The 23,387-nt window shown below is 43.2% G+C and carries 23 protein-coding genes and 1 pseudogene; 10 read left to right on the forward strand and 14 right to left on the reverse strand.

Going from position 1 to position 23,387, the window contains the following annotated elements; translation table 11 throughout:
- Positions 1-37: 37 nt before the first annotated feature.
- Positions 38-676 (reverse strand): MarC family protein, encoded by a 639-nt coding sequence (locus tag V7K36_RS23315; RefSeq protein ID WP_335119710.1) that lies wholly within the window; start codon positions 674-676, stop codon positions 38-40.
- A 413-nt stretch (positions 677-1,089) separates the two neighbouring features.
- Here V7K36_RS23315 and V7K36_RS23320 point away from each other — a divergent pair, with 413 nt between their 5' ends.
- The 7 genes and pseudogenes from V7K36_RS23320 to V7K36_RS23345 all read left to right on the forward strand — a co-directional run bounded on the left by V7K36_RS23320 (position 1,090) and on the right by V7K36_RS23345 (position 9,086).
- The gene (locus V7K36_RS23320) at positions 1,090-1,350 is read left to right on the forward strand and encodes a hypothetical protein (RefSeq protein WP_335119712.1); all 261 of its coding nucleotides are present in this window, start codon (positions 1,090-1,092) and stop codon (positions 1,348-1,350) included.
- Between the two features lie 171 nt (positions 1,351-1,521).
- Complete coding sequence (locus V7K36_RS34275; protein ID WP_442948507.1) at positions 1,522-1,872, forward strand: transposase family protein; 351 nt, start codon at positions 1,522-1,524, stop codon at positions 1,870-1,872.
- A 9-nt stretch (positions 1,873-1,881) separates the two neighbouring features.
- The gene (locus V7K36_RS23325) at positions 1,882-2,586 is read left to right on the forward strand and encodes an ISAs1 family transposase (protein ID WP_442948509.1); all 705 of its coding nucleotides are present in this window, start codon (positions 1,882-1,884) and stop codon (positions 2,584-2,586) included.
- A gap of 190 nt (positions 2,587-2,776) precedes the next feature.
- Positions 2,777-4,021, forward strand: a complete 1,245-nt coding sequence (locus V7K36_RS23330) for a serine/threonine-protein kinase (RefSeq protein ID WP_335119714.1) — start codon at positions 2,777-2,779, stop codon at positions 4,019-4,021.
- Between the two features lie 262 nt (positions 4,022-4,283).
- On the forward strand, positions 4,284-6,341 hold the full coding sequence (locus V7K36_RS23335) for an AMP-binding protein (protein ID WP_335119716.1): 2,058 nt from the start codon (positions 4,284-4,286) through the stop codon (positions 6,339-6,341).
- 102 nt (positions 6,342-6,443) lie between these two features.
- A pseudogene (locus V7K36_RS23340) lies at positions 6,444-7,415 on the forward strand (CurL C-terminal domain-containing protein); the annotation flags it as partial.
- Between the two features lie 435 nt (positions 7,416-7,850).
- Positions 7,851-9,086 (forward strand): substrate-binding domain-containing protein, encoded by a 1,236-nt coding sequence (locus V7K36_RS23345; RefSeq protein WP_335119718.1) that lies wholly within the window; start codon positions 7,851-7,853, stop codon positions 9,084-9,086.
- 299 nt (positions 9,087-9,385) lie between these two features.
- On the opposite strand, the gene V7K36_RS23350 is transcribed toward V7K36_RS23345, so the two are convergent.
- The 4 genes from V7K36_RS23350 to V7K36_RS23365 all read right to left on the reverse strand — a co-directional run bounded on the left by V7K36_RS23350 (position 9,386) and on the right by V7K36_RS23365 (position 12,470).
- Positions 9,386-10,468 (reverse strand): energy-coupling factor ABC transporter ATP-binding protein, encoded by a 1,083-nt coding sequence (locus V7K36_RS23350; protein ID WP_335119720.1) that lies wholly within the window; start codon positions 10,466-10,468, stop codon positions 9,386-9,388.
- Entirely contained in the window at positions 10,465-11,163 is a 699-nt protein-coding gene (locus V7K36_RS23355; protein ID WP_335119722.1) for an ABC transporter permease, read from the reverse strand. Before V7K36_RS23355 ends, V7K36_RS23350 begins: the two co-directional genes overlap by 4 nt.
- Positions 11,164-11,247: 84 nt before the next feature.
- Positions 11,248-12,126, reverse strand: coding sequence for a substrate-binding domain-containing protein (locus V7K36_RS23360; RefSeq protein ID WP_335119724.1), 879 nt, complete (start codon positions 12,124-12,126; stop codon positions 11,248-11,250).
- Positions 12,123-12,470, reverse strand: a complete 348-nt coding sequence (locus tag V7K36_RS23365; protein ID WP_335119726.1) for an ABC transporter permease — start codon at positions 12,468-12,470, stop codon at positions 12,123-12,125. The genes V7K36_RS23360 and V7K36_RS23365 overlap by 4 nt, the downstream gene beginning before the upstream one ends.
- 506 nt (positions 12,471-12,976) lie before the next feature.
- Between V7K36_RS23365 and V7K36_RS23370 the strand changes: the two genes are divergently transcribed.
- Both V7K36_RS23370 and V7K36_RS23375 read left to right on the forward strand, forming a co-directional pair.
- Positions 12,977-13,201, forward strand: coding sequence for a CopG family transcriptional regulator (locus V7K36_RS23370; protein ID WP_334834121.1), 225 nt, complete (start codon positions 12,977-12,979; stop codon positions 13,199-13,201).
- Positions 13,188-13,526: a type II toxin-antitoxin system PemK/MazF family toxin gene (locus V7K36_RS23375; RefSeq protein ID WP_335119727.1), complete on the forward strand. Its 339-nt coding sequence runs from the start codon at positions 13,188-13,190 to the stop codon at positions 13,524-13,526. The genes V7K36_RS23370 and V7K36_RS23375 overlap by 14 nt, the downstream gene beginning before the upstream one ends.
- Positions 13,527-13,772: 246 nt before the next feature.
- On the opposite strand, the gene V7K36_RS23380 is transcribed toward V7K36_RS23375, so the two are convergent.
- On the reverse strand, positions 13,773-15,263 hold the full coding sequence (locus V7K36_RS23380) for a glutamine synthetase family protein (protein WP_335119729.1): 1,491 nt from the start codon (positions 15,261-15,263) through the stop codon (positions 13,773-13,775).
- Positions 15,264-15,298: 35 nt separating this feature from the next.
- Positions 15,299-16,237 carry a DUF5996 family protein gene (locus tag V7K36_RS23385; RefSeq protein ID WP_335119731.1) on the reverse strand — a complete coding sequence of 313 codons (939 nt, stop codon included), beginning with the start codon at positions 16,235-16,237 and terminating at the stop codon, positions 15,299-15,301.
- A 674-nt stretch (positions 16,238-16,911) separates the two neighbouring features.
- On the opposite strand from V7K36_RS23385, the gene V7K36_RS23390 reads away from it, so the two are divergent.
- On the forward strand, positions 16,912-17,388 hold the full coding sequence (locus V7K36_RS23390; RefSeq protein ID WP_335119733.1) for a hypothetical protein: 477 nt from the start codon (positions 16,912-16,914) through the stop codon (positions 17,386-17,388).
- 171 nt (positions 17,389-17,559) lie between these two features.
- Here V7K36_RS23390 and V7K36_RS23395 read toward each other — a convergent pair whose 3' ends face one another.
- The 7 genes from V7K36_RS23395 to V7K36_RS23425 all read right to left on the reverse strand — a co-directional run bounded on the left by V7K36_RS23395 (position 17,560) and on the right by V7K36_RS23425 (position 23,367).
- Positions 17,560-19,134, reverse strand: coding sequence for a GMC family oxidoreductase (locus tag V7K36_RS23395; RefSeq protein WP_335119875.1), 1,575 nt, complete (start codon positions 19,132-19,134; stop codon positions 17,560-17,562).
- An 11-nt stretch (positions 19,135-19,145) separates the two neighbouring features.
- A complete protein-coding gene (locus V7K36_RS23400) occupies positions 19,146-19,298 on the reverse strand; it encodes a hypothetical protein (RefSeq protein WP_335119735.1) in 153 nt (50 codons plus the stop codon).
- A gap of 54 nt (positions 19,299-19,352) precedes the next feature.
- Positions 19,353-20,747, reverse strand: coding sequence for a mercuric reductase (locus V7K36_RS23405; protein ID WP_335119737.1), 1,395 nt, complete (start codon positions 20,745-20,747; stop codon positions 19,353-19,355).
- A gap of 95 nt (positions 20,748-20,842) precedes the next feature.
- Positions 20,843-21,712, reverse strand: coding sequence for an alpha/beta fold hydrolase (locus V7K36_RS23410; protein WP_335119739.1), 870 nt, complete (start codon positions 21,710-21,712; stop codon positions 20,843-20,845).
- 21 nt (positions 21,713-21,733) lie between these two features.
- Positions 21,734-22,384, reverse strand: a complete 651-nt coding sequence (locus tag V7K36_RS23415) for an MOSC domain-containing protein (protein WP_335119741.1) — start codon at positions 22,382-22,384, stop codon at positions 21,734-21,736.
- 54 nt (positions 22,385-22,438) lie between these two features.
- Positions 22,439-22,831, reverse strand: a complete 393-nt coding sequence (locus V7K36_RS23420) for a DUF302 domain-containing protein (RefSeq protein WP_335119743.1) — start codon at positions 22,829-22,831, stop codon at positions 22,439-22,441.
- 56 nt (positions 22,832-22,887) lie between these two features.
- Positions 22,888-23,367, reverse strand: a complete 480-nt coding sequence (locus V7K36_RS23425; protein WP_335119745.1) for a nuclear transport factor 2 family protein — start codon at positions 23,365-23,367, stop codon at positions 22,888-22,890.
- Positions 23,368-23,387 lie beyond the last annotated feature (20 nt).

Raw genomic sequence — 23,387 nt, forward strand, 5'->3', positions numbered from 1 at the left:
ATTGCGAATTGGAGTTGACGTACTTCTTCTTTATAGATTATTTAGCTTGAATATGGAACGCCTCTTTCAACAAGGAAATAGAGCCATCAGAAATAAACCGTACACCAATAGCAAGGATGAAAAAACCAAAAACTCGATTTAAGGCTCCTACACCATTTTTTCCTAATCTCTCAATCAGTGGCTCTCCTAAGACAAGGCACAGGTAAAGGCTAATCCCGATTAAAACAATTCCCACTAAAGATTCTAGATAATCTACCCAATGATTAAAGCTAATCGATAAACTCGTTACTACCCCAATTGCTCCAGGGCCACTGATCAAGGGCACTGCCATTGGTGTAAAAGAAATATCCTCTTTATCTATAGCTTCATCATTTTCTGATGGAGTTAGTCGTTGACGAGCCGTAACCATTTCCCACGCTGTATGAGCAACAAGTAATCCGCCTGCTACTCGCAGCACCTGAAGTGAGATTCCAAAAAATTCTAGTATCCATCTGCCAGCGACTAAAAACACAGCTAAAACTAAAACTACATTTGTGGCAGTTTGTTTTGCCTGCTGATGACGTTCAGATGATGTTTCCCTCGCTGTTAAACTATAAAAAACCGGAATTGCACCGATTGGATTGGCGATTGGGAAAAGAGCCACGAAGGTTGCTAATGTATTTGAAATTAACGACATTATCAAGATTGGATATCTGGGTTCGTAGAAGCAGAGTTTAGCAGACAGTCGGGGTGCGGTTGTACGCAATCATCTCAAGACGTGTCTGCAAAATAAAATCCGGCAGATACTGGCTTCATTGTCTACTACCAGGATTTTTCCTTTATGTCCTGACAAGTTTCTCAATCCTCCCCGACGGCGAGAACTCTTAACTCTCCATTATCAGGCTGAAGTGGCTCAAAAAAGAGATTTGTATCCAATTGATAAATTCCTGAGCAAGGGACTCGTATAATGCATAGATTTGCTGTATCTTATTAATTCCGTGCAATTATTAACACCCAACCTTCCCCAATTTTCTACAGTTCTACTGTCATCCAGATTTTCAGCCAATGCCTTTGGGAAAGTAGTAAATGAAAACTTTTAATAGATAAACTATGAAGATCATCAAAAAATCTGAGAAGCTGACTCTGAAGAAAATGATGGAGATGCAAGATACCGAAGACCAAAATCTTCAAGCTGATACCGTCAATTTTCCAACTCCTGTGGTTGATGAGGAACCAGCAGCGATTCCAGAACCAATAGAACCGAACTACATTTCATTACGCGATAATCCCATAGTGCAGTCGGTGGGGAAATCAGGCTGGCAGATTTCGGATATTTGGCGTGATATTCGCGTAGATGATTTTTACGGGTAAGCAAAACTGTTCACTGCTTGTCTCCAGTTCAGGGTAAGCGCATCTAATTTTGTGCTTTAAAATACAGATAATTTGACTGGAGTATGAATTAAGTACATCTAATTTGAGCATGAAATATGTTAAGTAGTACGCTAATCAGCAGAGCGTTAATCACTGATCGAGGACTGTCTCATGGCATCAGGCTTCAACTCTGCTCGTTCACAACATAAAAACTTAAAACCTGTACGTCTACCCAGTGCCACAGAGATAATAGAACAGATGTACTCACTTGTTAGTGAGATAGAAGATCCGCGATCGCAACGTACCCGTGCCCACTTGTTGACAGACATTTTAATCATCGGTATCTTATCAGTGATTACAGGGGGTAAAGGATGGGAGGATATGGAAACTTATGGGTTTAGCAAGTCTAATTGGTTAGAGCAGTTTTTAGCTCTACCGAATGGCATTCCTTGTCCAGATACCTTTCGGCGAGTGTTTGAACGTATCAACCCAAAAGTATTTGAGCGTTGTTTTCACAGATGAGTACAGTCGATAGTTGAAACAGTTGGGGCACAAGTAATTCCCATTGATGGTAAGACTCTTAAAGGCTCTTACAACAGAGAACAAGGGAGATCGGCAATACATTTAGTTAGCGCATGGGCAAGTGAACATCGCCTTGTTTTGGGACAAGTCAAAGTATCTGAAAAATCGAATGAAATTACTGCAATTCCTGCCTTATTAGAGCTACTTAACTTAGCAGGATGCATCATTACGATTGATGCAATGGGTACTCAACCAGCGATCGCTACACAAATATATAATGCGAAGGCAAATTACGTCCTAGCACTTAAAGCCAACCATCCGACACTTTATGGGCAGGTCAAAACTTGGTTTGAGCAAGCTCAAGCCCAAGGATTTGAGGGCATCACCGTAAGCTACGACGAACGGGTGGAAAAAGGACATCATCGCACGGAAAAAAGACTTGTTTGGAGTGTAAGCATTTCTCAACTACCGACTCTAGATCAACAAGGTGATTGGGTGGGACTTCAAAGTGTCGTGATGGTAGTGCGGGTACGACACTTGTGGAATAAAACTACTCGTGAAGTTCAGTTTTATTTAACTAGTTTGGAAAGTGACGCTTGTAAACTGGGGCAGGCTATCCGTCTCCATTGGAGCATTGAGAACGGTCTACATTGGACTTTGGACGTTACCTTCGCAGAAGATGATTGCCGTGTTCGTACTGGACATGCAATATGAAGGCTCGACTTGGAGTATCGTGCTGCATAAATTATATGTCTCCAACCCTACTAAAGTATCACCATCGCAGAATGCACTTCTGTAATCCGCGCTTATAACTAGGAGTATTTTAGGCTTTTTGCACTTTCTACTTTCCTGCTGCCCTCCACACATACCTGTAGTTTTTTTGTAATTTTATTATAAATTTCTGATGTTACCAGCAATTAATCAAGGAACATTAATCAATAATCGCTACTTGGTTCAGAAACTTCTTGGACAGGGAGGTTGTGGACGGACATACTTAGCATTTGATAATCAGCGTTTCAATGAATATTGTGTTCTGAAAGAATCCACATTAATAACATCTAAAGCCAAGATAGAAAGTAAATACAACGCGCTATTTGAAAGAGAAGCCAAAATTCTATATAAAATTCAACATCCTCAAATCCCCAAATTTTTGGCTTGTTTCACAAATGAAGAACGGCTGTTTATTGTACAAGAATATATTGACGGCAATAATTATTCAGAAATTTTATCTAATCGCCTTTCTGAAACCGCCAAACCATTTTCAGAAGCAGAAGTTAGAGGATGGCTGCTAGATATGTTAGCAGTTTTAGAGTACGTCCACGGGCAGCAGATTATTCACAGAGATATTTCATTGGAAAATGTCATGCTTCCACACAATCAATCTAAACCTGTACTGATTGACTTTGGAGTTGCTAAAGATGCATCAGATCCGATTTCATCGACGGATTCTGTAAGTTTATACTATTCGGTTGATAAGTCAGTAGTGGGTAGAATTGGCTATTCTCCACCCGAACAGTTGCGCGGGGGATATTCTTATCCTTCTAGCGATATCTATTCTCTTGGTATTTGCTCCGTAGTTCTTTTAACTGGAAAAATGCCACATCTATTGATAGATGAATCTCTTAACTGGCAATGGCGCTCTCAAGTTAATATAAGCGATTCTTTTGCCAGCATACTTGAAAAAATGCTGGCAGAACGAGCAAACGACCGCTACCAGTCAGCGACAGAAATTATGCTAAAACTAAATAATTTGCAACATAATTTACTCAATAATAATGTGATGTTTACGCCAATACAGAAACCGATAAAAATAGCTTGTGAAGATTTAGAAGAGTTTTTAGTTTTACAAAAATTAGATAAAAAACTTAGCGGATACAGTCAAAAAAATAGTAATTTATATTTACAAAATCCTATCAATTTTAAACAAAATTTTATCGATTGCTGTCGGCAAGAACTTAAAAATGCTATCGGTATTATCGCGGATATTATTATAGATAATGCTTTAAAAAAATCTTCACACTTTACACCAAAGCAGCTTGTGGAATACTTAATTGCCGAAATCTCTAACAAGAAAATGGCAGAAGAATTTAAGGAGGGTATTTACAAACACCCTGTAGCTCATCTGATGTTATCTCTCTGCGATGAATAAGTGAGTAATAAGATTTGAGATTGTAATTTATTTACCTAAGTAGGTGGGCGTAAATATTTGTCGTTGGGATAAGGCAGGAGGCAGGAGGCAGAAAGCAGGAGGAAAAAGGGTTTTAGCCTCGTTCATTTTTGTTAACATAGTTTGGTTTTATTCTGCCTACCTACTTATTTACTGCATAAACTGAGGGAGGGTGAACCCTAGTATATAACAAGGGTGACAGAAAATCTCCGAATATAAATAATGACTCCAACAAAAAAGACAAATGAAAAACACTAACATCAACTCTAATTTTTCGTGTTTAGTAGAATTACTGCGTAGCCGAAGTTCAGAGCAACCCAATAAGAAGGTTTTTACTTTTTTAGGGGATGGAGAAATCGAAAGTGCGAGCATGACTTACAATCAATTAGACTTAAAAGCTAGGGCGATCGCTGCTAGACTACAGTTAACCTTGGCTCCTGGTGAACGAGCTTTGTTATTGTACCCACCAGGTTTAGAATTTATTGCTGCTTTTTATGGATGTTTATATGCGGGGGTTATTGCTGTTCCTGCTTATCCACCACGTAAAAATCAAACATATTCAAGGTTAGAGGCAATTATTTTAGATGCTCAAGCAACGGTAGCGCTGACCACTAAATCGCAGTTAGCAGATATAGAAAGTCAATTGGCATCTCTACCAAAATTAGCAAAGTTGCAGTGTTTTGCTACTGATGATATCGAAGGAGATAATGCTTTAGGATGGCAGCAACTTAATCTACGCGGGGATAGTTTAGCATTTCTCCAGTATACTTCCGGTTCTACAGGTACGCCAAAAGGAGTAATGGTTAGTCATGGAAACCTGCTGCATAATTCAGAGTTAATTCGTAAATATTTTGGGAATACATCTAATAGCAAAGGTGTGATTTGGCTGCCCCCATATCATGATATGGGGCTGATTGGTGGGGTGTTGCAGCCTATTTACAGTAATTTCTCTGTTGTCTTGATGTCTCCGGTTTCATTTGTACAAAAACCTCTACGATGGTTGGAAGCGATTTCACGTTATCAAGCTACTACCAGCGGTGCCCCGGATTTTGCTTATGATCTTGTTTGCCGCAAAGTTACTCCCCAACAACTAGAAAATATTGACCTTAGCAGTTGGGAAGTAGCTTTTACAGGTGCTGAACCAGTCCGTCATCAAACTTTGGTAAATTTTGCCAGTACTTTTGCTAATTTTGGCTTCCAGTCTAAAACATTTTACCCCTGTTACGGAATGGCAGAAACAACTTTGATTGTGTCTGGAGGATTGAAATCTGAAGCACCTGTTGTCAAGTTTTGTCAAGGAGCAGCTCTTGAGCAAAATCGCGTACTGTTGGTTGATGAGAACCACAAGGGTGCAAGAGGAATTATTGGTGTTGGAACTAGCAAAGACCAAAAAGTTCTAGTTGTCAATCCCGAATCTCGAACTCGATGTCTTGATAATCATGTGGGAGAAATTTGGGTATCAGGGTTGAGCATTGCAGCTGGATATTGGCAAAAACCAGAACTAACAAAAGAAACTTTTAATGCTTTTTTAGCAGATAGCAAGGAGGGTCCATTTTTACGCACCGGAGATTTAGGCTTTTTAGACAATGGTGAATTGTTTATCACCGGAAGAATCAAGGATGTAATTATTATTCGAGGTCGCAATCATTACCCTCAAGATATTGAAGTGACGGTTGAACAAAGTCACCCAGCACTGCGAGCAGGTGCCGGAGCAGCTTTTTCTGTGGAGGTAAATTCCCAAGAAAAATTAGTAGTTGTTCAGGAAGTCGAGAGGGCTTATTTACGCAATCTCAAAGGTGATGAAGTAATTAAAGCTATCCGTAGTTCTATCTCAGAGCAGCATGAATTGCAAGTCTATGCTGTGGTGCTGCTCAAGACAGCTAGTATCCCCAAAACTTCGAGTGGTAAAATTCAGCGTCATGCTTGTCGGACTGGTTTTCTCAATGCAAGTTTAGACGCATTAGATGCTTGGAAGTTGAATCCTCAACAAGATTTACTGCAACTACATTCTAATCTAGATAGTTTGTTAGAACAAATACAATTTTCTACATTGCATGGGTTTAAAGAACCTGCAATTGAGGAGATAAATCAGGATAATCACTTTGATGATAGTCCTACAAGAGAAGCTATTACTACATGGTTGATTTCGCATTTAGCTATGTTACTCGAACTAAGTTCAGATGAAATTGATATTCATGAACCTTTTGCTGCATATGGTCTTGATTCTTCTGTTGCTGTTAACATTACATTCGAGCTAGGACAATGGCTCGGCTGTGAGTTAGAACCAACATTGTTCTGGTAATATCCAAATATTGAATCTATTGCTGAATATTTAGAAGTAGAATTAAAAAACGAAAATTTGCGGAAAAAAATCTCGATTTAACCTCTTCTCTTGATATTCTCTGGTTCTTTGAAAGTTGGTTACACTGCACCAAGTATTGAAGGTCAATCTGCGGTAATTTCCGAAGCTCAAGCAGTTGCAGAAGTTGATGTCGAAACAATTTCTTATGTTGAAACCCACGGTACAGCAACAGTTTTAGGAGACCCGATTGAAGTTGCTGCACTGACTCAAGCTTTTCGTTACAGTACGCAAAAGAAAGCTTTTTGCGGTATTGGTTCTGTAAAAACAAATATTGGACATTTAGGTGCAGCAGCAGGTGTCGCTAGTTTAATTAAAACTGTTTTGGCTTTAAAACATAAACAGATACCACCAAGCTTGAATTTCGACCAACCGAATCCGAAGATTGATTTTGCCAATAGTCCTTTTTATGTTAATAGCAAGCTATTGGCATGGGAAACCGACGGAAACCCCCGACGTGCTGGTGTTAGTTCTTTTGGGATTGGTGGTACCAATGCTCATTTAGTTTTGGAAGAAGCACCTACTATTGTAGCTTCTCAAGTATCGCGTCCTTACCAAATTTTAAAGTTATCTGCAAAAACTAGCTCGGCTTTGGAAACAGCAACTGCTAATTTAGTGGCACATCTCAAGCAGCATCCAGATAGTAACTTGGCAGATGTGGCATATACATTACAAGTTGGTCGTCAAGATTTTCAGCATCGACGTGCGGTTGTTTGTCGTGATATTGCCGATGCTGTAGTTGGATTAGAAGATCCAAAACGAGTTATCAGCAGCATTTGCGAAACAAGCGCACGACCCGTTGCTTTTATGTTTACTGGTGTGGGTACTCAATATGTGAATATGGCCCATGAATTGTACCAAGTCGAACCAGTATTTAGAGAAAATATTGACCGTTGTTGTGAGATTATTAATCCTCTGTTAGGTGAAGACCTTAGAGATATTTTATACCCTAAATCTGTAGTTCAGAGCAAACCTTCAGGGGGTTTAGATTTACGTAAGATGCTCGGTCGCAATCAAAACGTAGATGCGTAAGCCAGGGACATAGAGCGTTTTTCAGGTAAATGAGGTATACAGGTAGGGGCACAACAATGTTGTGCCCTTATAATAATCTGTACAGAGGTGCTTGTTGCAATCTGCTGTAAATTGTATGTTATTTAATTCTTATTCCTTAGCTTAGGAAAATCAGATGATACTAGACAAATGCTCAGTTTATTGGAATTTGGGCTTTTGAGCCAAAATAGCAGGTAAAAACTAAACACCCGCAAATTATTTTTGCGCTTCGCAAGCAAATTGGCAATTGATGTGATAGTCTTTCTTATATGGGGAATCACGACAGCGAAAGCACAGTCATGTCGTCAAAGAGAAATGATCTAAACTCAAAGACCAGACTTTCGCCTTGGCAGATGCTTTGTTAAATCCGCTACGGCTTTTTGAAACTAAGAGACAAAGCCAATGAAGCAGGATAGTGACCTACGTAATAACTTGAAGTCAATCAGAACCCGTCTAGGCATGAGCCAACAAGATTTGGCTAACATCGCTAGTGTGACTCGTCAGACTATTAGTGGTGTAGAGTCGGGACAATATGCTCCCTCAGTTGCCATAACACTTCGCTTGGCCAAAGCGCTTGGTTGTCAAGTTGAGGATCTATTCTGGTTAGAGCGGGATTTACCTGAAATTGAAGCCGTTCTTGCCAAACCTGTTCCGAATGGTCAGCAACTACGAGTTAGCATGGCTCGTGTAGGAGGACAATGGATAGCTTATCCCTTAATTGGTAAAGATGCTTTTCGCCAAGATATGATTCCGGCTGATGGTGAAGCAGTTGCGGTGGTGAGGCAGTCCTCTCTTGGGGGTTTCCCCCAGGAGGAACTGCCGAAAGGGTTCCCCGGCATAAGCAAACTGTCGAACCCGAAGGGTGAAGGCACTAGCCAAACAGGTACAAATAAAGTTCGAGTCCGTCTTTTAGACGATAATTTCGACACACTTCACAACACAGTTGTGATTGCTGGTTGTGCCCCTGTGATTTCACTATGGGCAAGAGCCACCGAACGCTGGCATCCCCAACTGCGAGTTCAATATAACTTCGCCAATAGCATGGCTGCATTGCACAGTCTATGCAGAGGTGAGGCGCACATTGCTGGGATGCATCTGTATGATCCTGAAACTGGTGAGTATAATACTCCCTTTGTTCGAGATGTTCTGGCTGGGAGGGAAGCAGTTCTGATTACCCTTGGTGTTTGGGAAGAAGGACTTTTGTTGAAGTCTGGCAACCCGATGGGAATTAGAACAGTTAATGACTTAGTTGCAGGGGGAGCGACTATTGTCAACCGCGAAATAGGTTCTGGTAGTCGGATGCTTTTGGAACAAACACTCCAAAAAGAGCAGATACCGTTCGATGCTATTCAGGGCTTTGACAATATACTCAAAAGTCACCAAGATGTTGCCCAAGCTGTAGTCGGAGGAGTTGCTGATGCTGGTATGAGTACGGCATCTGTAGCTACCGCTTTTGGGCTGGGATTTATCCCTTTACATCAGTCACGATATGATTTGGTGATTCTCAAGAAATATTTGGAAGAAGCACCAGTACAGCAGTTGCTTAGTACTTTGGGACATCGGATGGTTCACTCACAATTTGAAATTCTCGGCGGTTACGATATCAGCAAAATCGGGGAAGTTGTAGCGACTGTTTAGAGTGGATTGCAATGGTTGGTTGTGTGCTTAAAGGAAAACTCTGCATAAATTTAAATTCCTCCTGCAACCACTCTTTAGGTATGAGTGACACATTCTGAGGTTATCTGCGGCGGGTGAGTAATATCATGTCCGCCAAATTACCCATAATAAAAGAACCCCACCTCCAACCCCTAAGAGCCTGCGGGGAACTCGGGATACCCTCTGGGGATTAGGGGCAGGGAGACAAAGCATAGCTTTGGCAGGGTGGGTTCTTCGGGTTTAATAAGTAATCAAGCGGACATGATATAACGCCATTTTTTCTAAACAAAATGTGCATCTTTAGGATTGAATGCCAGCTTAATTATTTCATGGGGATATACATTGCCGAATATATGACTCCGGGGCACTCTGGCGATTAAAGTTTGTTCTCCCACCTTAACCCAAATACTACAAATCCCAATACCATTTAAAACCCGTTCTACTAGCCCTTCAATAATTACTGACCAAGGTTTATGCAACATTGAAGAACTTGCATCGAAAAGATTGAAAGTATCGCCAGATAAACAACATGCAGTAATTGGCTTTGTGATTTCCCCAGGATATAAAAACTCTATCCCATTTGCAAGTTTGATAAAATTTCCACGGCTACTCTGTTCTACCCGACACGGAATAATATTATCTATCCCTACCAGTCTGGCCAACTGCTCGTTAGCTGGTCGGCGGATGATGGTTTCCAAGTTATCATCCTGTACAATACAACCGTCAAATAAAGCGATCGCTCTATCAGCAAAATGCAGTATATCTGTAAAATTATGACTGACTAATATGACTGCTGATCCCCTAGCTTGGGCCCATTGTCTAATTTTCTCGATTATCTGGGGACGTATTCCCACATCTAAAGAGGCAGAAGGCTCATCCAAAAGCAGTAATTCGGAATCAGCAACTAAACCGCAGGCAATACAAACCCGTTTCGCTTCACCACCAGACAGTGAACGAGCTGAACGTTTTGCCAAGTGTTCGCAGCCAAAAGTTGCAAGTGCAGTATGTACCCTTTGCGGAATCTTGTGTGTTGGTGTTCCGCGAAACTTTAATACCTTGGCAACATTATTAAAAACAGTTTCATCCAGTAGTAAGGTTTCCTGAAATACCAAAGCCGAACGACGACGCAACAATGTTTTATTGGTATTATGGACATCCAGCCCAAATAATTGCATCTCACCACGGTAAGGTTGCAAAAGATTGATTGTTCTTAACAAAGTGCTTTTACCAGCGCCATTGGGGCCAAGCACAGCAACCAGTTCTCCTGGACGGACTGCAAAATTTTCAATTGACAGGATATTTTTACGTGTTTTGCTATCGACGCTCACCTGTCGCATATTAAGGACATACTCGTTAGTATTCATAGAATTTTCCTGTCATGCTGTAGGATAGTCAGCAACACGATAACGGTATATGTGATGATCAGAAGAATATATGCGATCGCCATTGCAACATCGTAATTTCCTTTCCCTACCTCCGTAACGATCGCTGTTGTCAGAACTCTTGTCTGTCCCTTGATATTACCCCCCACCATCATAGATGCACCAACTTCCGAGATGACGCGACCAAAACCGGCGATGACAGCAGCCATTAACCCTAAACGTGCTTCCTTAATCAGCAACAAGTTTGCTTGCCACTGTGTCGCCCCCATTGACAAAAGTTGCCAGCGTAGTTTCGGATTAATACTAATAATTGCTGTAAAACTGAAGCCAGCTACAATTGGAAAAGCAATGATTGCTTGGGCGACAATCATTGCTGTGGGCGTATAAATTAAATCAAGGTTTCCCAATGGGCCAGACCGCCACAAAAATACACTGACCACTAAGCCGATTACGACGGGTGGCAATCCCATACCAAAGTTAATCAAACTATTCAGAGTCTGCTTGCCGGCGAAATCCACTAATGCCAGCCACATTCCTAATGGTAGTCCCAGTAAAACGCTAATGGCTGTAGCTGTTCCAGATACAAACAATGTCATTGTCATGACTTGAAAAACGTCACTATCGCCACTTGTTAATAGCTCAAGAGCTTTCACAGCCCCTTGGATGATTGTATTCACAAATACAAATCTCTGAAAAAACTGGAAAAGAATACTCAAATATGCAGTAAAGCAACCCTTAATGATCTGATACTCAAGTTTTTTTTAAAAGCCGTAATCTTTCTCCGTTCTACCCGCATCAACATAAAATAGCGGTTGTTTGAACTCTTTTTTCCCGTGGGCTGCAATTAGTGTCTGTCCTTCAGGAGATAAGACAAAATTAATAAACGCTTTAGCTCCTGCACTATTCACCCTGGAGAATTTCTGAGGATTCACTTCCATGACATGGTAGAGATTCAACAGTTTCTTGTCTCCTTGCACCAGTATTGGCAAAGACAGGTTTTTCTTCTGAAATATATAGGTTGCTCGATCTGCTAAGGTATATCCCAGTTTTTGATTGGCAACTTGCAAGGTTTGAGCCATTCCTGAACCTGTTTGCTGATACCAACTGCCAGATGGTGTGATATTTGCCAATTGCCATAAATCTTTTTCTAATTTGTTAGTACCTGAGTCATCACCCCGCGATATAAACAATGCTTGATTTTTCGCAATCAGGGAGAATGCTTCCACGGCATTCTTTTTACCTCGGATCTTTGCCTTATCAGCATCTGGCCCGACGATCACAAAGTCATTGTGCATTACCAAGTGACGATTAATCACTGCACCACCTGCCAAAACTTTCCGTTCAGCTTTCGGTGAATTGACGAACAGTGCGTCAACTTCACCCTTTTCAGCTAAAGCTAAAGCCTGTCCTGTGCCGACTGCAACCTTTTTTAAAGTGTATCCTGTTTTCTTTTCAATCGCTGGAACCAAATCATCTAGCAGCCCACTGTCCTCAATGCTCGTTGTCATTGCCACGATTACATTTTTATTCGCTGGGGATTGGGCAATAGCTGGGTTTTGCTTGACCAGTATATCACTCGCTTCAGCACTCAGAATCGCCAAGCAACAAGCCAAACATGCAATGAAAATTCTCCGAATCATGGAACCTCCAGGAATATATAATTTATGTCATGCTGTAGGATAGTCAGCAATACGATAAGAGTGTATGTGATGATCAGTAGAATGTATGCGATCGCCATCGCAACATCGTAATTTCCTTTCCCTACCTCCGTAACGATCGCTGTTGTCAAAACTCTTGTCTGTCCCTTGATATTGCCGCCCACCATCATGGATGCACCAACTTCTGAGATGACGCGACCAAAACCGGCGATGACAGCAGCCATTAATCCTAAACGTGCTTCCTTGATCAGCAACAAGTTTGCTTGCCACTGTGTCGTCCCCATTGACAACAGTTGCCAAGCGTAGTTTCGGATTAATACTGACAATTGCTGTAAAACTGAAGCCAGCTACAATTGGAAAAGCAATGATTGCTTGGGCGACGATCATAGCTGTGGGTGTATAAATCAAATCAAGATTTCCTAACGGCCTAGACCGCCACAAAGACACACTGACCACCAAGCCGATTACAACGGGTGGCAATCCCATCCCGAAGATTTATCATTGCACTCTCCTACCAATCTATATGCCAATATTTTTTACTATAGCAAGTAAAGCTTACATTGCGAAGTATAAGCAAGATTGAGTAGGAAATCAACTATTTATGTTCTTTTCCAGACAATTCTGATGCTCAGAAGGATTCTAGATATTACAAAGTTGTACAATCTGTCCATGTATATTAGCCCAAGTCACTTTTAACGGACTAACACCTTGATAACCACCGCGTTTTAACTGACTTTTGCGATGGAATTTCTATTTTCTAGGATTGAAGTTTATTTACTACTATTTTGGCTACTATAAAGTAAGAAAAATAGAATTACCTTTTGGTAATACCATGCCAGCTGAAAAACTATCCATTTCCTTACCAGCATCTTTGATAGAGTTTATTGAGAATTACAAAGTGACAAAGGGGTGTAAATCTCGCTCCCAAGTCATTGAGTTAGCACTGGAGTTACTGCGCTATCAGGAATTAGAGCAAGCTTACAGCCAAGCTTCAGCGGAAGTTGACCCAGATTGGGATTTGACGATCGGGGATGGGTTAACAGATGAAACGTGGTGAAATTTACTATGCTAATCTCAGTCCAGTAGTAGGGGCAGAAATGGATAAACGCCGACCTGTGCTAATTGTGAGCAATGATGCTAATAACAGTGCTGCTAGTACGGTGACAATTTTACCGATTACGTCTAACGTTAGTCGTCTTTATCCTTTTGAGGTTTTATTGAATCCAGAGGAAAGTGGTTTATCTAAGCCTTCTAAGGTACAAGCGCAGCAGATACGCACGATTTCTAAGCAGCGCATTTTAGGAGATGGGGTAGGTTGTTTGAATCAGCATTTGATGCAATTAGTTGATGCTGCTCTCAAGCTGCATTTAGGTTTGGGGTAGACAATAAGAAAAGAGCCGCCCCGCCAGATTTATTCGAGACGTATGCGATAATTTTGCTGACATCTTATCTAGTAAAGTTTTTTGTGGTTGCAGTCATAGCGATCGCAATCCTCATCAATGACTTAATCCAGTTATTCTACGCTCAAACCAAAGGTGATGCAGTATGGTAAATCTGCAATAGTAATGATTATGATTGTGATTTACTAGTGATTTCATTTTTTGGAAGTCCTTTAAACCAAACTCAACTCAAAATAATTCAAAATATTCTCTTTGCTCCCAGTTAGTCACCTGCTTTAAATAGTCTTCTGGTGGCTGTGAAGCGACGGACTCTAAAAAGCGATTAATTTCACTCTGTTTCATCTTAATGATGAAGTTGATGAATTCCTGCCCCATTTTTTGAGAAAAAAGTTCGCTTTGACTCAAATATGAAATCGCCTCTGGCAAACTGTTGGGTAAGGTCGGACTTTCTGTAGCGTAAGGTTCCTCTGTTGGGGAGCCAGGGTCAACTTTATGATCTACACCATCTAACCCAGAAATCAATTGCGATGCCATATACAGATAGGGATTGGCTGCTGGTTCTCCAACTCGGTTTTCAATGTGGGTGGTGGGATCATCAAAACCGCCTTGTAATCTAATCATTGCTCCTCGGTTTTCCAATCCCCACCCTGCACGATCAGGGGCTAGGGAATAAGGTCTAAATCTTTTGTAGCCGTTAATTGTCGGGGTTGTGAATACAGAAGCAGCATTGGCGTGTTTCAGAAGACCACCAACGAAGTGTTTACCTAAATCTGACATTAGGCTTTTGGAGTTTGCAGACATGAAAACGTTCTGGCCTGTGGTTCGGTCTACAAGGGATTGGTGCAAATGCCAACCATTTGAAGAACAACCTTGTAATCCTGGACGACACATAAATGATGCGATGTAACCTTGTTGACGGCAGATTTGCTTGGTCGCCATTCGGAATATCATCATTGTATCCGCAGCTTGCAATGCCGGAATTGGGTCAAAGGTAAATTCAAATTGACCAGCACCTCCTTCGTTTTCTACACTCCTTAAAGGCAATCCCATTTCAACTAAGTTTTCTGCCAGAACGCGCAACAAGTCGTGAATCTCTGGATTGTGGGATTCTAAAAGGTATTGAAAGCTATGCTCTACAGCGCTAACTTTGGCAGGTTCACCAGGTTTTCCAGAAGTACCAACATCAGCGATCGCTAACATCGGATCTGACAACTTTGCCAGATACCACTCAACTTCTAAGCCGACAATATGCTCCAACCCTCTTTGATCTAACTCTACCAATGATTGGCGCAAAATACCGCGACTGGAAAAGGGCATTACCTGGCCATTTTGAAAGTACTCGTCACAGAGGATAAAGCCAGTGCGTTTTGCCCAAGGCACAATTTTGAAGGTATGAGGGTCAGGAACAGCCACAAGATTTGGCGCACCTGTCATCAGAGGCATGTCTAAGCTACCGCCGGGAACGAAGGGGTTAAATACTATTGCACCACCAGTATCAAACAGGAATGTCCCTGTACTGATTTGCATACCGTTTTCTAAGGCGCTTAAAAACGCTTGGGGTAAGAGCGACTTACTGCGAACAATGCCATGCTGGTCTGACCAAGCGGTACGAATCAACAATAGATCCCGTTCTTTGACAACAGCCTTGATCTTTTCAGATGCTTCTTTTTGGATTTCTGTCCACAGGTGATGACGCTCAATAAATCCAGGTCTTTTCATTTCGATTGCCTAATCATGTTCAACACTCAACTATGTCACCTCTTAACCACTGGATTGTATTCCAATGCGGGACGATCCCATTGTGCTAAATTAGCGGCTGCTTCGTATGTACTTTGTAGAAATACAAGCGCCATTGCATCTGGGTCGTTAGCCTGCCGCACCGCTTCATAGGGCAGGATGAATTCTTTCATCTCTAGGCTATAGAAAGCTGACTGCGGCTGAATTGGGTAATCTTTGAATCCCTCTGGCTCCGGGTAAGCATACGCATAGAATAGGGCTTCGACCGAGCCACCTCCAAACCAAAAACCACAACTGCTGACCTGATGTGAATAGGCTTCTCTCGTCACCCAATCTGCCATATTGGGCACACCACCCGGATGTTCTGGAGCACGTTGCCCAGAGAACCGAGTTACCGCTAGGTCAAAGCTGCCCCAGAAAAAATGTACTGGGCTACATTTTCCAGCATAGTGAGAGCGGAATCGGGTCAAGATCCGCTCGGCTTGAATCAGAATTTGCCAAAATCGTTGAGCATACTCGCAGTCGTAGACAGCATGTTCCTCATCTTGCTCAAAGGGAATTGGAGCAGCGACTTCCTGCGGCATTGTCCAGATCCGCACTTCGATTCCGATTTCTTTCAAGGTATTAAGCACCGCTTGATAGAAGTCAGCCACAGAGCGGGGAGCCAATTCAATGCTTCTCGTCGTGCCATCACTTGTCTCAATTAGGAGTTGATGAAGAAGAAAATCAAAGGTAATTTGAAAATTGCGGGTTCGGTAGGGAATTGTCGAGGTTGTGAGTCCACGGGGCGTGACATACAACGTTGAGTGCCACCAATGATTGATTTTGGGAGCTAATGCTAACCGAATTTTGCCAACAATCTGAGTCCATAGATGCAGCGTTTTATAAGTATCCTGCCATGCAGCAACAGGTAGCGGCAGCCAGATATCAGTCGTTGAACGGTGCAGAGTAGCCATGATCTTTACCTCTATGCAAGAAATTGGCGTTAAATACGATAAACCAATAAAAGTTTATGTCATTTTGCCTCAATGGTATGACTATAGCAATCCGAGTTCACCCAATCTTCAGCAATAGATATTTGTTAACTATAGGGAAAAAATAGCTAATCTTAAGGTCCTGTTGAGTATTCAAGTTGGTTATTTGTGGGATTACTGATGCGATGTCTTCTCAACTCTTGGAGAGGCTGCGCCAACGACAAGCCGCAAAGGATTGCGATTGCCCGAAGCACTGTGCTTCGGGCAATCGCTTTTGTAACGAATGCTGACATTGCATCAAGTAATACATCTTTTGCTATCCAAAAGATATGGGTATCGGCTGCGATCGTTTGTAGTTAGGTGCTGTTTTTCTAGTTCATGGAACAAAGCCAGCGATATACTGAGTTATTAAAGTATGTAATATCTATCTGGTTTGCCCTTGTTTTTTGCTAGCGAAACTCACATAATCCGTAAAGCAAAACTACTAATCATTTCATATTTTCTTGACGCACTTATGACAAACTTATAACAAAAGTATGACCAGAGATTTTTGCTGAACAGCCTGTTTAAAATCAGGAAATTAAAGAAACTTATCCAGATGAATAATGGTCATAAAATTTTGACAATCAAGACTCATAAATGAGGAAATTTATTATATGAATCGGATTTTTTCTAATAGCTTACTGGGGCTAGCAGGTGTATCATTTTTACTTTGTTCGTCTCAATTAGCAATGGCGCTTGTACCCAATAACATTGCGATTATCCTCAATAGTGGCTCTACAAATACGATTGGATACCGCATTTACGTATCACCAAATGGAGAAGTTAATTATGTTGATGGCAAAGGGTCTAATCAAGGTAAATTGTCCGAAAAATTGACGAAAAAGTTTTTGGGCGACCTGAAAGTTGCTGAACCTTTATCTAACTTGCCAAAACAAAGTTGCGTCAAATCTGTTTCTTTTGGTACAACTACTACCATTAGGTTAGCTGATCAGCAATCGCCAGATATTAGCTGTCCTGGCAATGCTAAAGCTCAACGTTTAGATAATGACGTTATTGCAATTGCCAAAGCTTTAAACGTAGTTAATGTTCCTAAGAGCCAAGGAAAACCACTGCCACCCCAAAACTTTTAGTCAAACCACCGATTTGACTGTTTTTAGCTGGGGTTAGAGAGCCTGTGTAAAAGCTATTCGAGGTTTAGCTTTTGGTGCAATTAGTTGGAAATCGCGATCGCCCTGCCGCGCAGTATTGTGTAGAGACAGGGCTACGTCGTCCAAATAATGTCGTCTCTCGCCGACTCCTAGCTAGGTTGAGTGGGCTGGATTTTGGAAGTTGTACTTAGCGAGAAGAGTTTGTCGAGTGCCGCTCGCTTTAATTAAATCGGCTGCTTTTTCGCCGATCATAATAGTAGGTGCGTTCGTATTTCCTGTGGTGATTGTTGGCATGATGGATGCATCAACGACACGCAACCCCTCAACCCCATGTACCCGTAGTTCCGGGTCTACCACCGCCATTGTATCAGTGCCCATTTTGCAGGTGCCGACCGGATGATACACAGTATTACAAACTTCTCGGACGTAAGCAACGAGTGCTTCATCGCTCTGCTTTTCTGCACCGGGAGCGACTTCTTCACCGCAAAACTCATCAAAGGCACTTGCATAGAACAAGTTACGCATTAATTTAATCCCGGCAACGAGCTTTTGCACATCGGCTTCACTTTGCAGATAGTTTAGCCGAATCATTGGTGCGTCCTTGGGATCAAGCGAACGCAAACTAACACTCCCAATGTTTTGGGGATGGGTCAAACAGACTAGACTTGTGAATCCTGAACCAGAGTGGGCATAGCCCGGGGGTGCTAACACAATCGGACCGAAGAGAAACTGTAAATCTGGTGTAGCATCCAGATTACCCTGAGTATGTAAAAACAAACTAGCTTCAGCAATACTACTGGTACTTGCAGTGTGTAAATCCTTAGTTGCTTGGTGTACCACGGGCACGACAGGGTGATCCTGAAGATTTTGACCGACACCTGGTAACTCAACCAGTACCGGAATTCCCAATGCTTGCAGGTGTTCTGCATTCCCAATGCCAGAAAGCATCAGCAGCTTGGGCGAATCGAACGCGCCAGCGCTTAAAATCACTTCCTGGTTAACCCTGACTTGATGCAGCGTGCCCTCGTGCAGGTATTCCACCCCAACGGTGCGGGTGCCCTCAAACAACAATCGAGTCACCAAAGCTGTTGTCATTACAGTCAAATTGGGACGCTCAAGAATGGGTAAGAGGAAAGCAGCAGCAGCACTGTGACGCTTACCATCCTTGATTGTCAACTGATAGAGTCCTGCACCTGACTGCTGCATTCCATTGGAATCAGGATTGTTGGGATATCCCATTGCTATGGCTGCATCGACAAAGCGTTGGGATACCACAGCAGGGGCAATGAGATCAGTCACGCTCAATTCCCCATCAACCCCGTGGTATTCGGAGGCACCACGTTGCTGATGCTCGGATCTCTTGAAATAAGGCAGTACATTTTGGTAACTCCAGCCGGGATTGCCCAATGACTGCCAGTGGTCATAATCGTGATGATTACCCCGCAGATAAATCATGAAATTAATCGAACTGCTGCCACCCAAGACTTTCCCCCGGGGACAAAAGATTTTGCGATCGTTCAGGTATGGTTCTGGCTCAGAGAAGTATGCCCAGTCCACTTCGGAGCCTAGTAAGCTGATGCATTTCGCTGGGATTTGAATCTCTGGTTTCGTATCTGGGTTCCCAGCTTCAAGTAATAACACGGTTGTTTCACTGTCTTCTGTCAGACGGTTAGCGACAACGCAGCCTGCCGAGCCTGCACCAATTACAATGTAGTCATATTGAGTCATGATAGACATCCTCATTTTCCGTTGTTTGTAGTAGATAAATGCACATGAGGCTCTTCGATGAAAGGAATACTTAGCGTTTCTAATGCCCATCGTGCTTTTTCACAGTAATGACTGATCGCAAAAGCGATCAGGCGGGTAGGTTTTTCTTTGGAATTAGCTTGCATAATTCAACTCCTCATTGGTAGTTGGTAAGTCCTGGGTCTGCACTTGCTGCCTGCTTACAACTTTGAAAACAGCATATTTAAACCTTCGGTCATCGTGGGATGAGTCAAAACTCCATCGCGCAGAACGGTGTAGGGCATCTGAGCTTGCATCACCATCTGCACCGTCGAAATCACTTCACCCGCTTCATGACACAAGAGCGAACACCCTAGAATATGACCTGTCTCGGTATCCACGATCGCCTTCAGTAGTCCATCGGTTTGACCGAGTGTTTTCGCTCTGGGAATGGCTGATGCTTCCAGCTTCGCCACTCGGATAGCATACCCTTGTTGCTGTGCTTTGGTTTCGGTCAAACCTACATGAGCCAGTTCTGGATCAATAAACAGACAGGATGGAACCAGGCGATCGCGTCTACTGCGGTTGCCCCCATTAATCAGATTCGCTTTGACAATGCGATAATCGTCGAGGGACACATGGGTGTATTGCGGGCCACCATTGATATCGCCTAACGCCCAAATCCCCGGTATGTTCGTCTCCAGGCGATCGTTGACTTGAATAAATCCGCGTGTATCGGTTGCCACACCAGCAGCAGCTAAATTTAAGCTATCGGTGTTGGGCGCACGACCAACAGCTACGAGCAAATGCGACCCCTGGAGGCTGATCTGACGATCAGCAACTTGGATTTGAAGGATGGTTTCATTACCAGCGCCATCGACCCTTAACACCTTCGTCTTCAGCAAGAATTCAATACCGTCTCGTTCCAGTAGCCTTTGAACCGCGATCGCCATATCTGGATCTTGCTGTGACAGGATTTGCTCACTTTGCCCAATGACAGTAACGCGACAGCCAAAGCGCCGGAACATCTGGGCAAACTCCAAACCAATGTAGCCACTACCGAGAACCATCAGATGCTCAGGCATCTGTTCTAGCTCCATGATCGACTCACTCGTTAAAAACCCAGCTTCTGTGAGTCCGGGTACGGATGGAATTAAGGGTCTTGTGCCTGTATTAATAAACAACCGTTCGGCGGTGAGTAAGCGAGTGGTATCAAGAGCCGTCGTCACTTCAATCGTTTTGGGAGCAACAAAGCGGGCTGTTGCAATGATCAGTTCGTGACCCAGAGCAGTTTCTAAATTGTGCAAGTTGATTTCACGCATCCCTTGCACAACCATTCGTTTACGTCGGATCACATCTGCTAGGTCAACAGTGAGTCCATTGGCTTTAACACCATAAGCGGCACTGTTTCGCACTGTGTTTGCCACATTGGCACTCGCCACCATAGTTTTTGTAGGAATACAGGCAATATTGATGCACCCGCCACCAATCATATTTAAGCTGCGTTCTACCAGAGCGGTTTTACGTCCATCAGCGACCAGCGCTGGTGCAAGTGTTTTACCCGCTTTGCCGCCGCCGATAATAATGTCGTCATAGTGTTGAGTGTCCACTTCCATATTCTTTGAGTTTGACAAGGTGAATACGATGTCTAGAAGTTCCTGGCTATTGCCACCTAGTTACTGAATGCAGGTATGAAGCAGCTTTGCACTGATTAGGCAGGGATGGGTTGCAACCGTGACGTGAGAAATTGACGTATATGGTTTGCGATCGCCTTGCCCTCTTCCTCTAGCGCAAAGTGCCCGGTATCAAACAAATGAAACTCAAGGTTCTGCAAGTCGCGTTTGTAGGCGTAGGCTCCCTCGACTAAAAAGCCCCGATCGTTTTTGCCCCACACCACCAGCGTGGGTGGTTGATACTGACGCAGGTAAGCTTGCCATTGGGGATACAGCAACAAATTGGACTGGTAGTCGTATTTCAGTGCCAGTTGAATCTCCTGGTTGCCAGGGCGATCGAGAAGCGCTTGATCCAGAATCCAGGTATCGGGGCTGAGGTTTTCTAGATTCTTGGCTCCGGTGGTGTAATACCGTTTTGTGGCATCCGCTGTCATCGTCTGGCGCACCCAATCAGCATTCTCAGGTGTCCGGTTCTGCCAATAGGCTCGCATGGGCTTCCAGAAGTCGCCCAATCCCTCCTCGTAGGCGTTGCCATTTTGCACAATCAGCGTTTCCACCCGCTCTGGATGCTGCGTAGCAAGGCGATAGCCAATTGGAGCGCCATAATCCATCAAGTAAAGACTATAGTGTTTTAAGCCGATCGCATCGATAAAGCCTGCCATCACTTCGGCAAGGCGATCGAAGGTGTAATCAAACTCATCCACAGAAGGCATGGCACTATAACCAAAGCCAGGGTAATCAGGGGCAACCAGATGGAATTTATCCGCAAGCGCAGGTATGAGATTGCGGAACATGTGAGACGACGTTGGGTAGCCATGCAATAGCAAAATTGTTGGATTATCACGGGAACCAGCTTCGCGGTAGAAGATATCTAAACCATCGATTGAGATTGTGTGATATGTAGTCATGAGATTACTCCTTGACAGCATCTATTTCACATCCTGACGACGACTTTGCTCCCGGAAGTAGTCGCGCCAGCTTTCGGGTAAGGCTTCAAGTTGAGCCGCTTGGTGAAGTAACTCTGGATTGTTCTGCTCATGAGTATAAAGCTGAGTGATATTAGCAACAGTAATATTGTTGTCATCCCGGCTCACCAACTCTAAAGTGTCTCCGGCTCCAACTTCGCCCTCTTGCAAAACACGAAAGTAAAATCCAGTTCGACGACTTGCAAGAAATCGTTTAACCATATCAGGTCGTCCAAACCGAATCCTCAGTTTGTAACAAGGTAGACGAGGTTGTGTCACCATCAGTTTTACAGTGCCGAGATGGAAGCAATCCCCAATGTTCACTTCCTCTTCTCTCAGCCCAGTGGTCGTGAAATTTTCGCCAAAGATACCTAATGGCAGCTCTGTGTCAGGCAATTGACCTCGCCAGTAATCGTAATGCTCGAACGGATATACATAGACTGCTTTGTCTGCTCCTCCATGAACGGTGAGATCGGCTTGCCTATCACCGTCTAAATTGAGCGATCGCAGCATCACCCGTTCGCTGACTGGTTCTTTGAAAATTCCAGTGCTAACTGTTTTCCCTTTCCAAGTCACTTCACGCGGCAGTCCGACGTTTACAGAAATGAGTTTCATGAGAATTTTAAATTGAGTCAATAGTCAAGTATCTAAATTGAATCAACAAATAAGTTAATTAAAGAGTGCTTGATGAATTAAAGGTGTAATGATAGCGATGTTCTTCGCCAACTCATCGGAGAGAGAAAATCGCTGTTTTAAGTAATTAGGAGCGTTGTAACTCACCCACACCTTGCCATCAGTAGTTTCCCATGCCAGTACTTTCAAGGGTAAATCCAGGGCGATTGTTGGTTCTGCCACTAGGAGGGGAGTTCCGGCTTTCGGGCTGCCAAACAGCAACAACTGCGTCGGACTAAGCTTGTGTCCGACTTTTTCGGCTTCAGCCTGTTGATCAATACGGGCAAAAACTGTGATGCCTTTTGCTTGAAGGATGGCTGCAAAGCGATCAATAGTTTCAGTCACTGCATACGGGCTGAACTGGTTGATGATGCCGTTGTTTGCATTCATAGCAGTAGACTCCTTACAGGATAAAAACTAGGTGATATGGTCGTTGCTCCGGCTTCTCAAAGATTGAGGTCTGACAATCCGGGATGATCATCGGGACGACGACCCAGTATCCAGTGGTATTTGCGATCGCTCTGGTGAATTGGCAGGTCATTGATGCTGGCAATACGCCACCGCATGAATCCGTGTTCGTCGAACTCCCAATTTTCATTGCCGTAAGAACGGAACCAGTTGCCGGAATCATCATGCCATTCGTAAGCAAACCGGACAGCAATTCGGTTGTCCCGAAAAGCCCAAAGCTCTTTGATCAGACGGTAGTCCAATTCTTTAAGCCACTTACGTGTCAAGAACTGTACGATCGCCTCACGACCAGATAGAAATTCTGAGCGGTTGCGCCAAATGCTATCCGACGTGTAAGCGAGTGATACTTGTTCAGGGTTACGTGTGTTCCAAGCATCTTCTGCGATTCGGACTTTTTGGATGGCGGATTCACGATCGAAAGGCGGCAGGGGTAGTCGAGGATTTTCGGCATTGTTCATATTTAGTATAAAATATTACA

The organism is Nostoc sp. (genome assembly GCF_036919555.1).
Classification (GTDB): domain Bacteria; phylum Cyanobacteriota; class Cyanobacteriia; order Cyanobacteriales; family Nostocaceae; genus Nostoc.

Coding starts and splice junctions, on each gene's coding strand:
- V7K36_RS23415 (WP_335119741.1), bottom strand. CDS start 22,384: ATGAAACTCATTTCTGTAAACGTCGGACTGCCGCGTGAAGTGACTTGG.
- V7K36_RS23335 (WP_335119716.1), top strand. CDS start 4,284: ATGAAAAACACTAACATCAACTCTAATTTTTCGTGTTTAGTAGAATTA.
- V7K36_RS23350 (WP_335119720.1), bottom strand. CDS start 10,468: ATGAATACTAACGAGTATGTCCTTAATATGCGACAGGTGAGCGTCGAT.
- V7K36_RS23405 (WP_335119737.1), bottom strand. CDS start 20,747: ATGGAAGTGGACACTCAACACTATGACGACATTATTATCGGCGGCGGC.
- V7K36_RS23375 (WP_335119727.1), top strand. CDS start 13,188: ATGAAACGTGGTGAAATTTACTATGCTAATCTCAGTCCAGTAGTAGGG.
- V7K36_RS23345 (WP_335119718.1), top strand. CDS start 7,851: ATGAAGCAGGATAGTGACCTACGTAATAACTTGAAGTCAATCAGAACC.
- V7K36_RS23320 (WP_335119712.1), top strand. CDS start 1,090: ATGAAGATCATCAAAAAATCTGAGAAGCTGACTCTGAAGAAAATGATG.
- V7K36_RS23380 (WP_335119729.1), bottom strand. CDS start 15,263: ATGAAAAGACCTGGATTTATTGAGCGTCATCACCTGTGGACAGAAATC.
- V7K36_RS23425 (WP_335119745.1), bottom strand. CDS start 23,367: ATGAACAATGCCGAAAATCCTCGACTACCCCTGCCGCCTTTCGATCGT.
- V7K36_RS23410 (WP_335119739.1), bottom strand. CDS start 21,712: ATGACTACATATCACACAATCTCAATCGATGGTTTAGATATCTTCTAC.
- V7K36_RS23390 (WP_335119733.1), top strand. CDS start 16,912: ATGAATCGGATTTTTTCTAATAGCTTACTGGGGCTAGCAGGTGTATCA.
- V7K36_RS23385 (WP_335119731.1), bottom strand. CDS start 16,237: ATGGCTACTCTGCACCGTTCAACGACTGATATCTGGCTGCCGCTACCT.
- V7K36_RS23395 (WP_335119875.1), bottom strand. CDS start 19,134: ATGACTCAATATGACTACATTGTAATTGGTGCAGGCTCGGCAGGCTGC.
- V7K36_RS23315 (WP_335119710.1), bottom strand. CDS start 676: ATGTCGTTAATTTCAAATACATTAGCAACCTTCGTGGCTCTTTTCCCA.
- V7K36_RS23420 (WP_335119743.1), bottom strand. CDS start 22,831: ATGAATGCAAACAACGGCATCATCAACCAGTTCAGCCCGTATGCAGTG.
- V7K36_RS23370 (WP_334834121.1), top strand. CDS start 12,977: ATGCCAGCTGAAAAACTATCCATTTCCTTACCAGCATCTTTGATAGAG.
- V7K36_RS34275 (WP_442948507.1), top strand. CDS start 1,522: ATGGCATCAGGCTTCAACTCTGCTCGTTCACAACATAAAAACTTAAAA.
- V7K36_RS23330 (WP_335119714.1), top strand. CDS start 2,777: ATGTTACCAGCAATTAATCAAGGAACATTAATCAATAATCGCTACTTG.
- V7K36_RS23360 (WP_335119724.1), bottom strand. CDS start 12,126: ATGATTCGGAGAATTTTCATTGCATGTTTGGCTTGTTGCTTGGCGATT.
- V7K36_RS23400 (WP_335119735.1), bottom strand. CDS start 19,298: ATGCAAGCTAATTCCAAAGAAAAACCTACCCGCCTGATCGCTTTTGCG.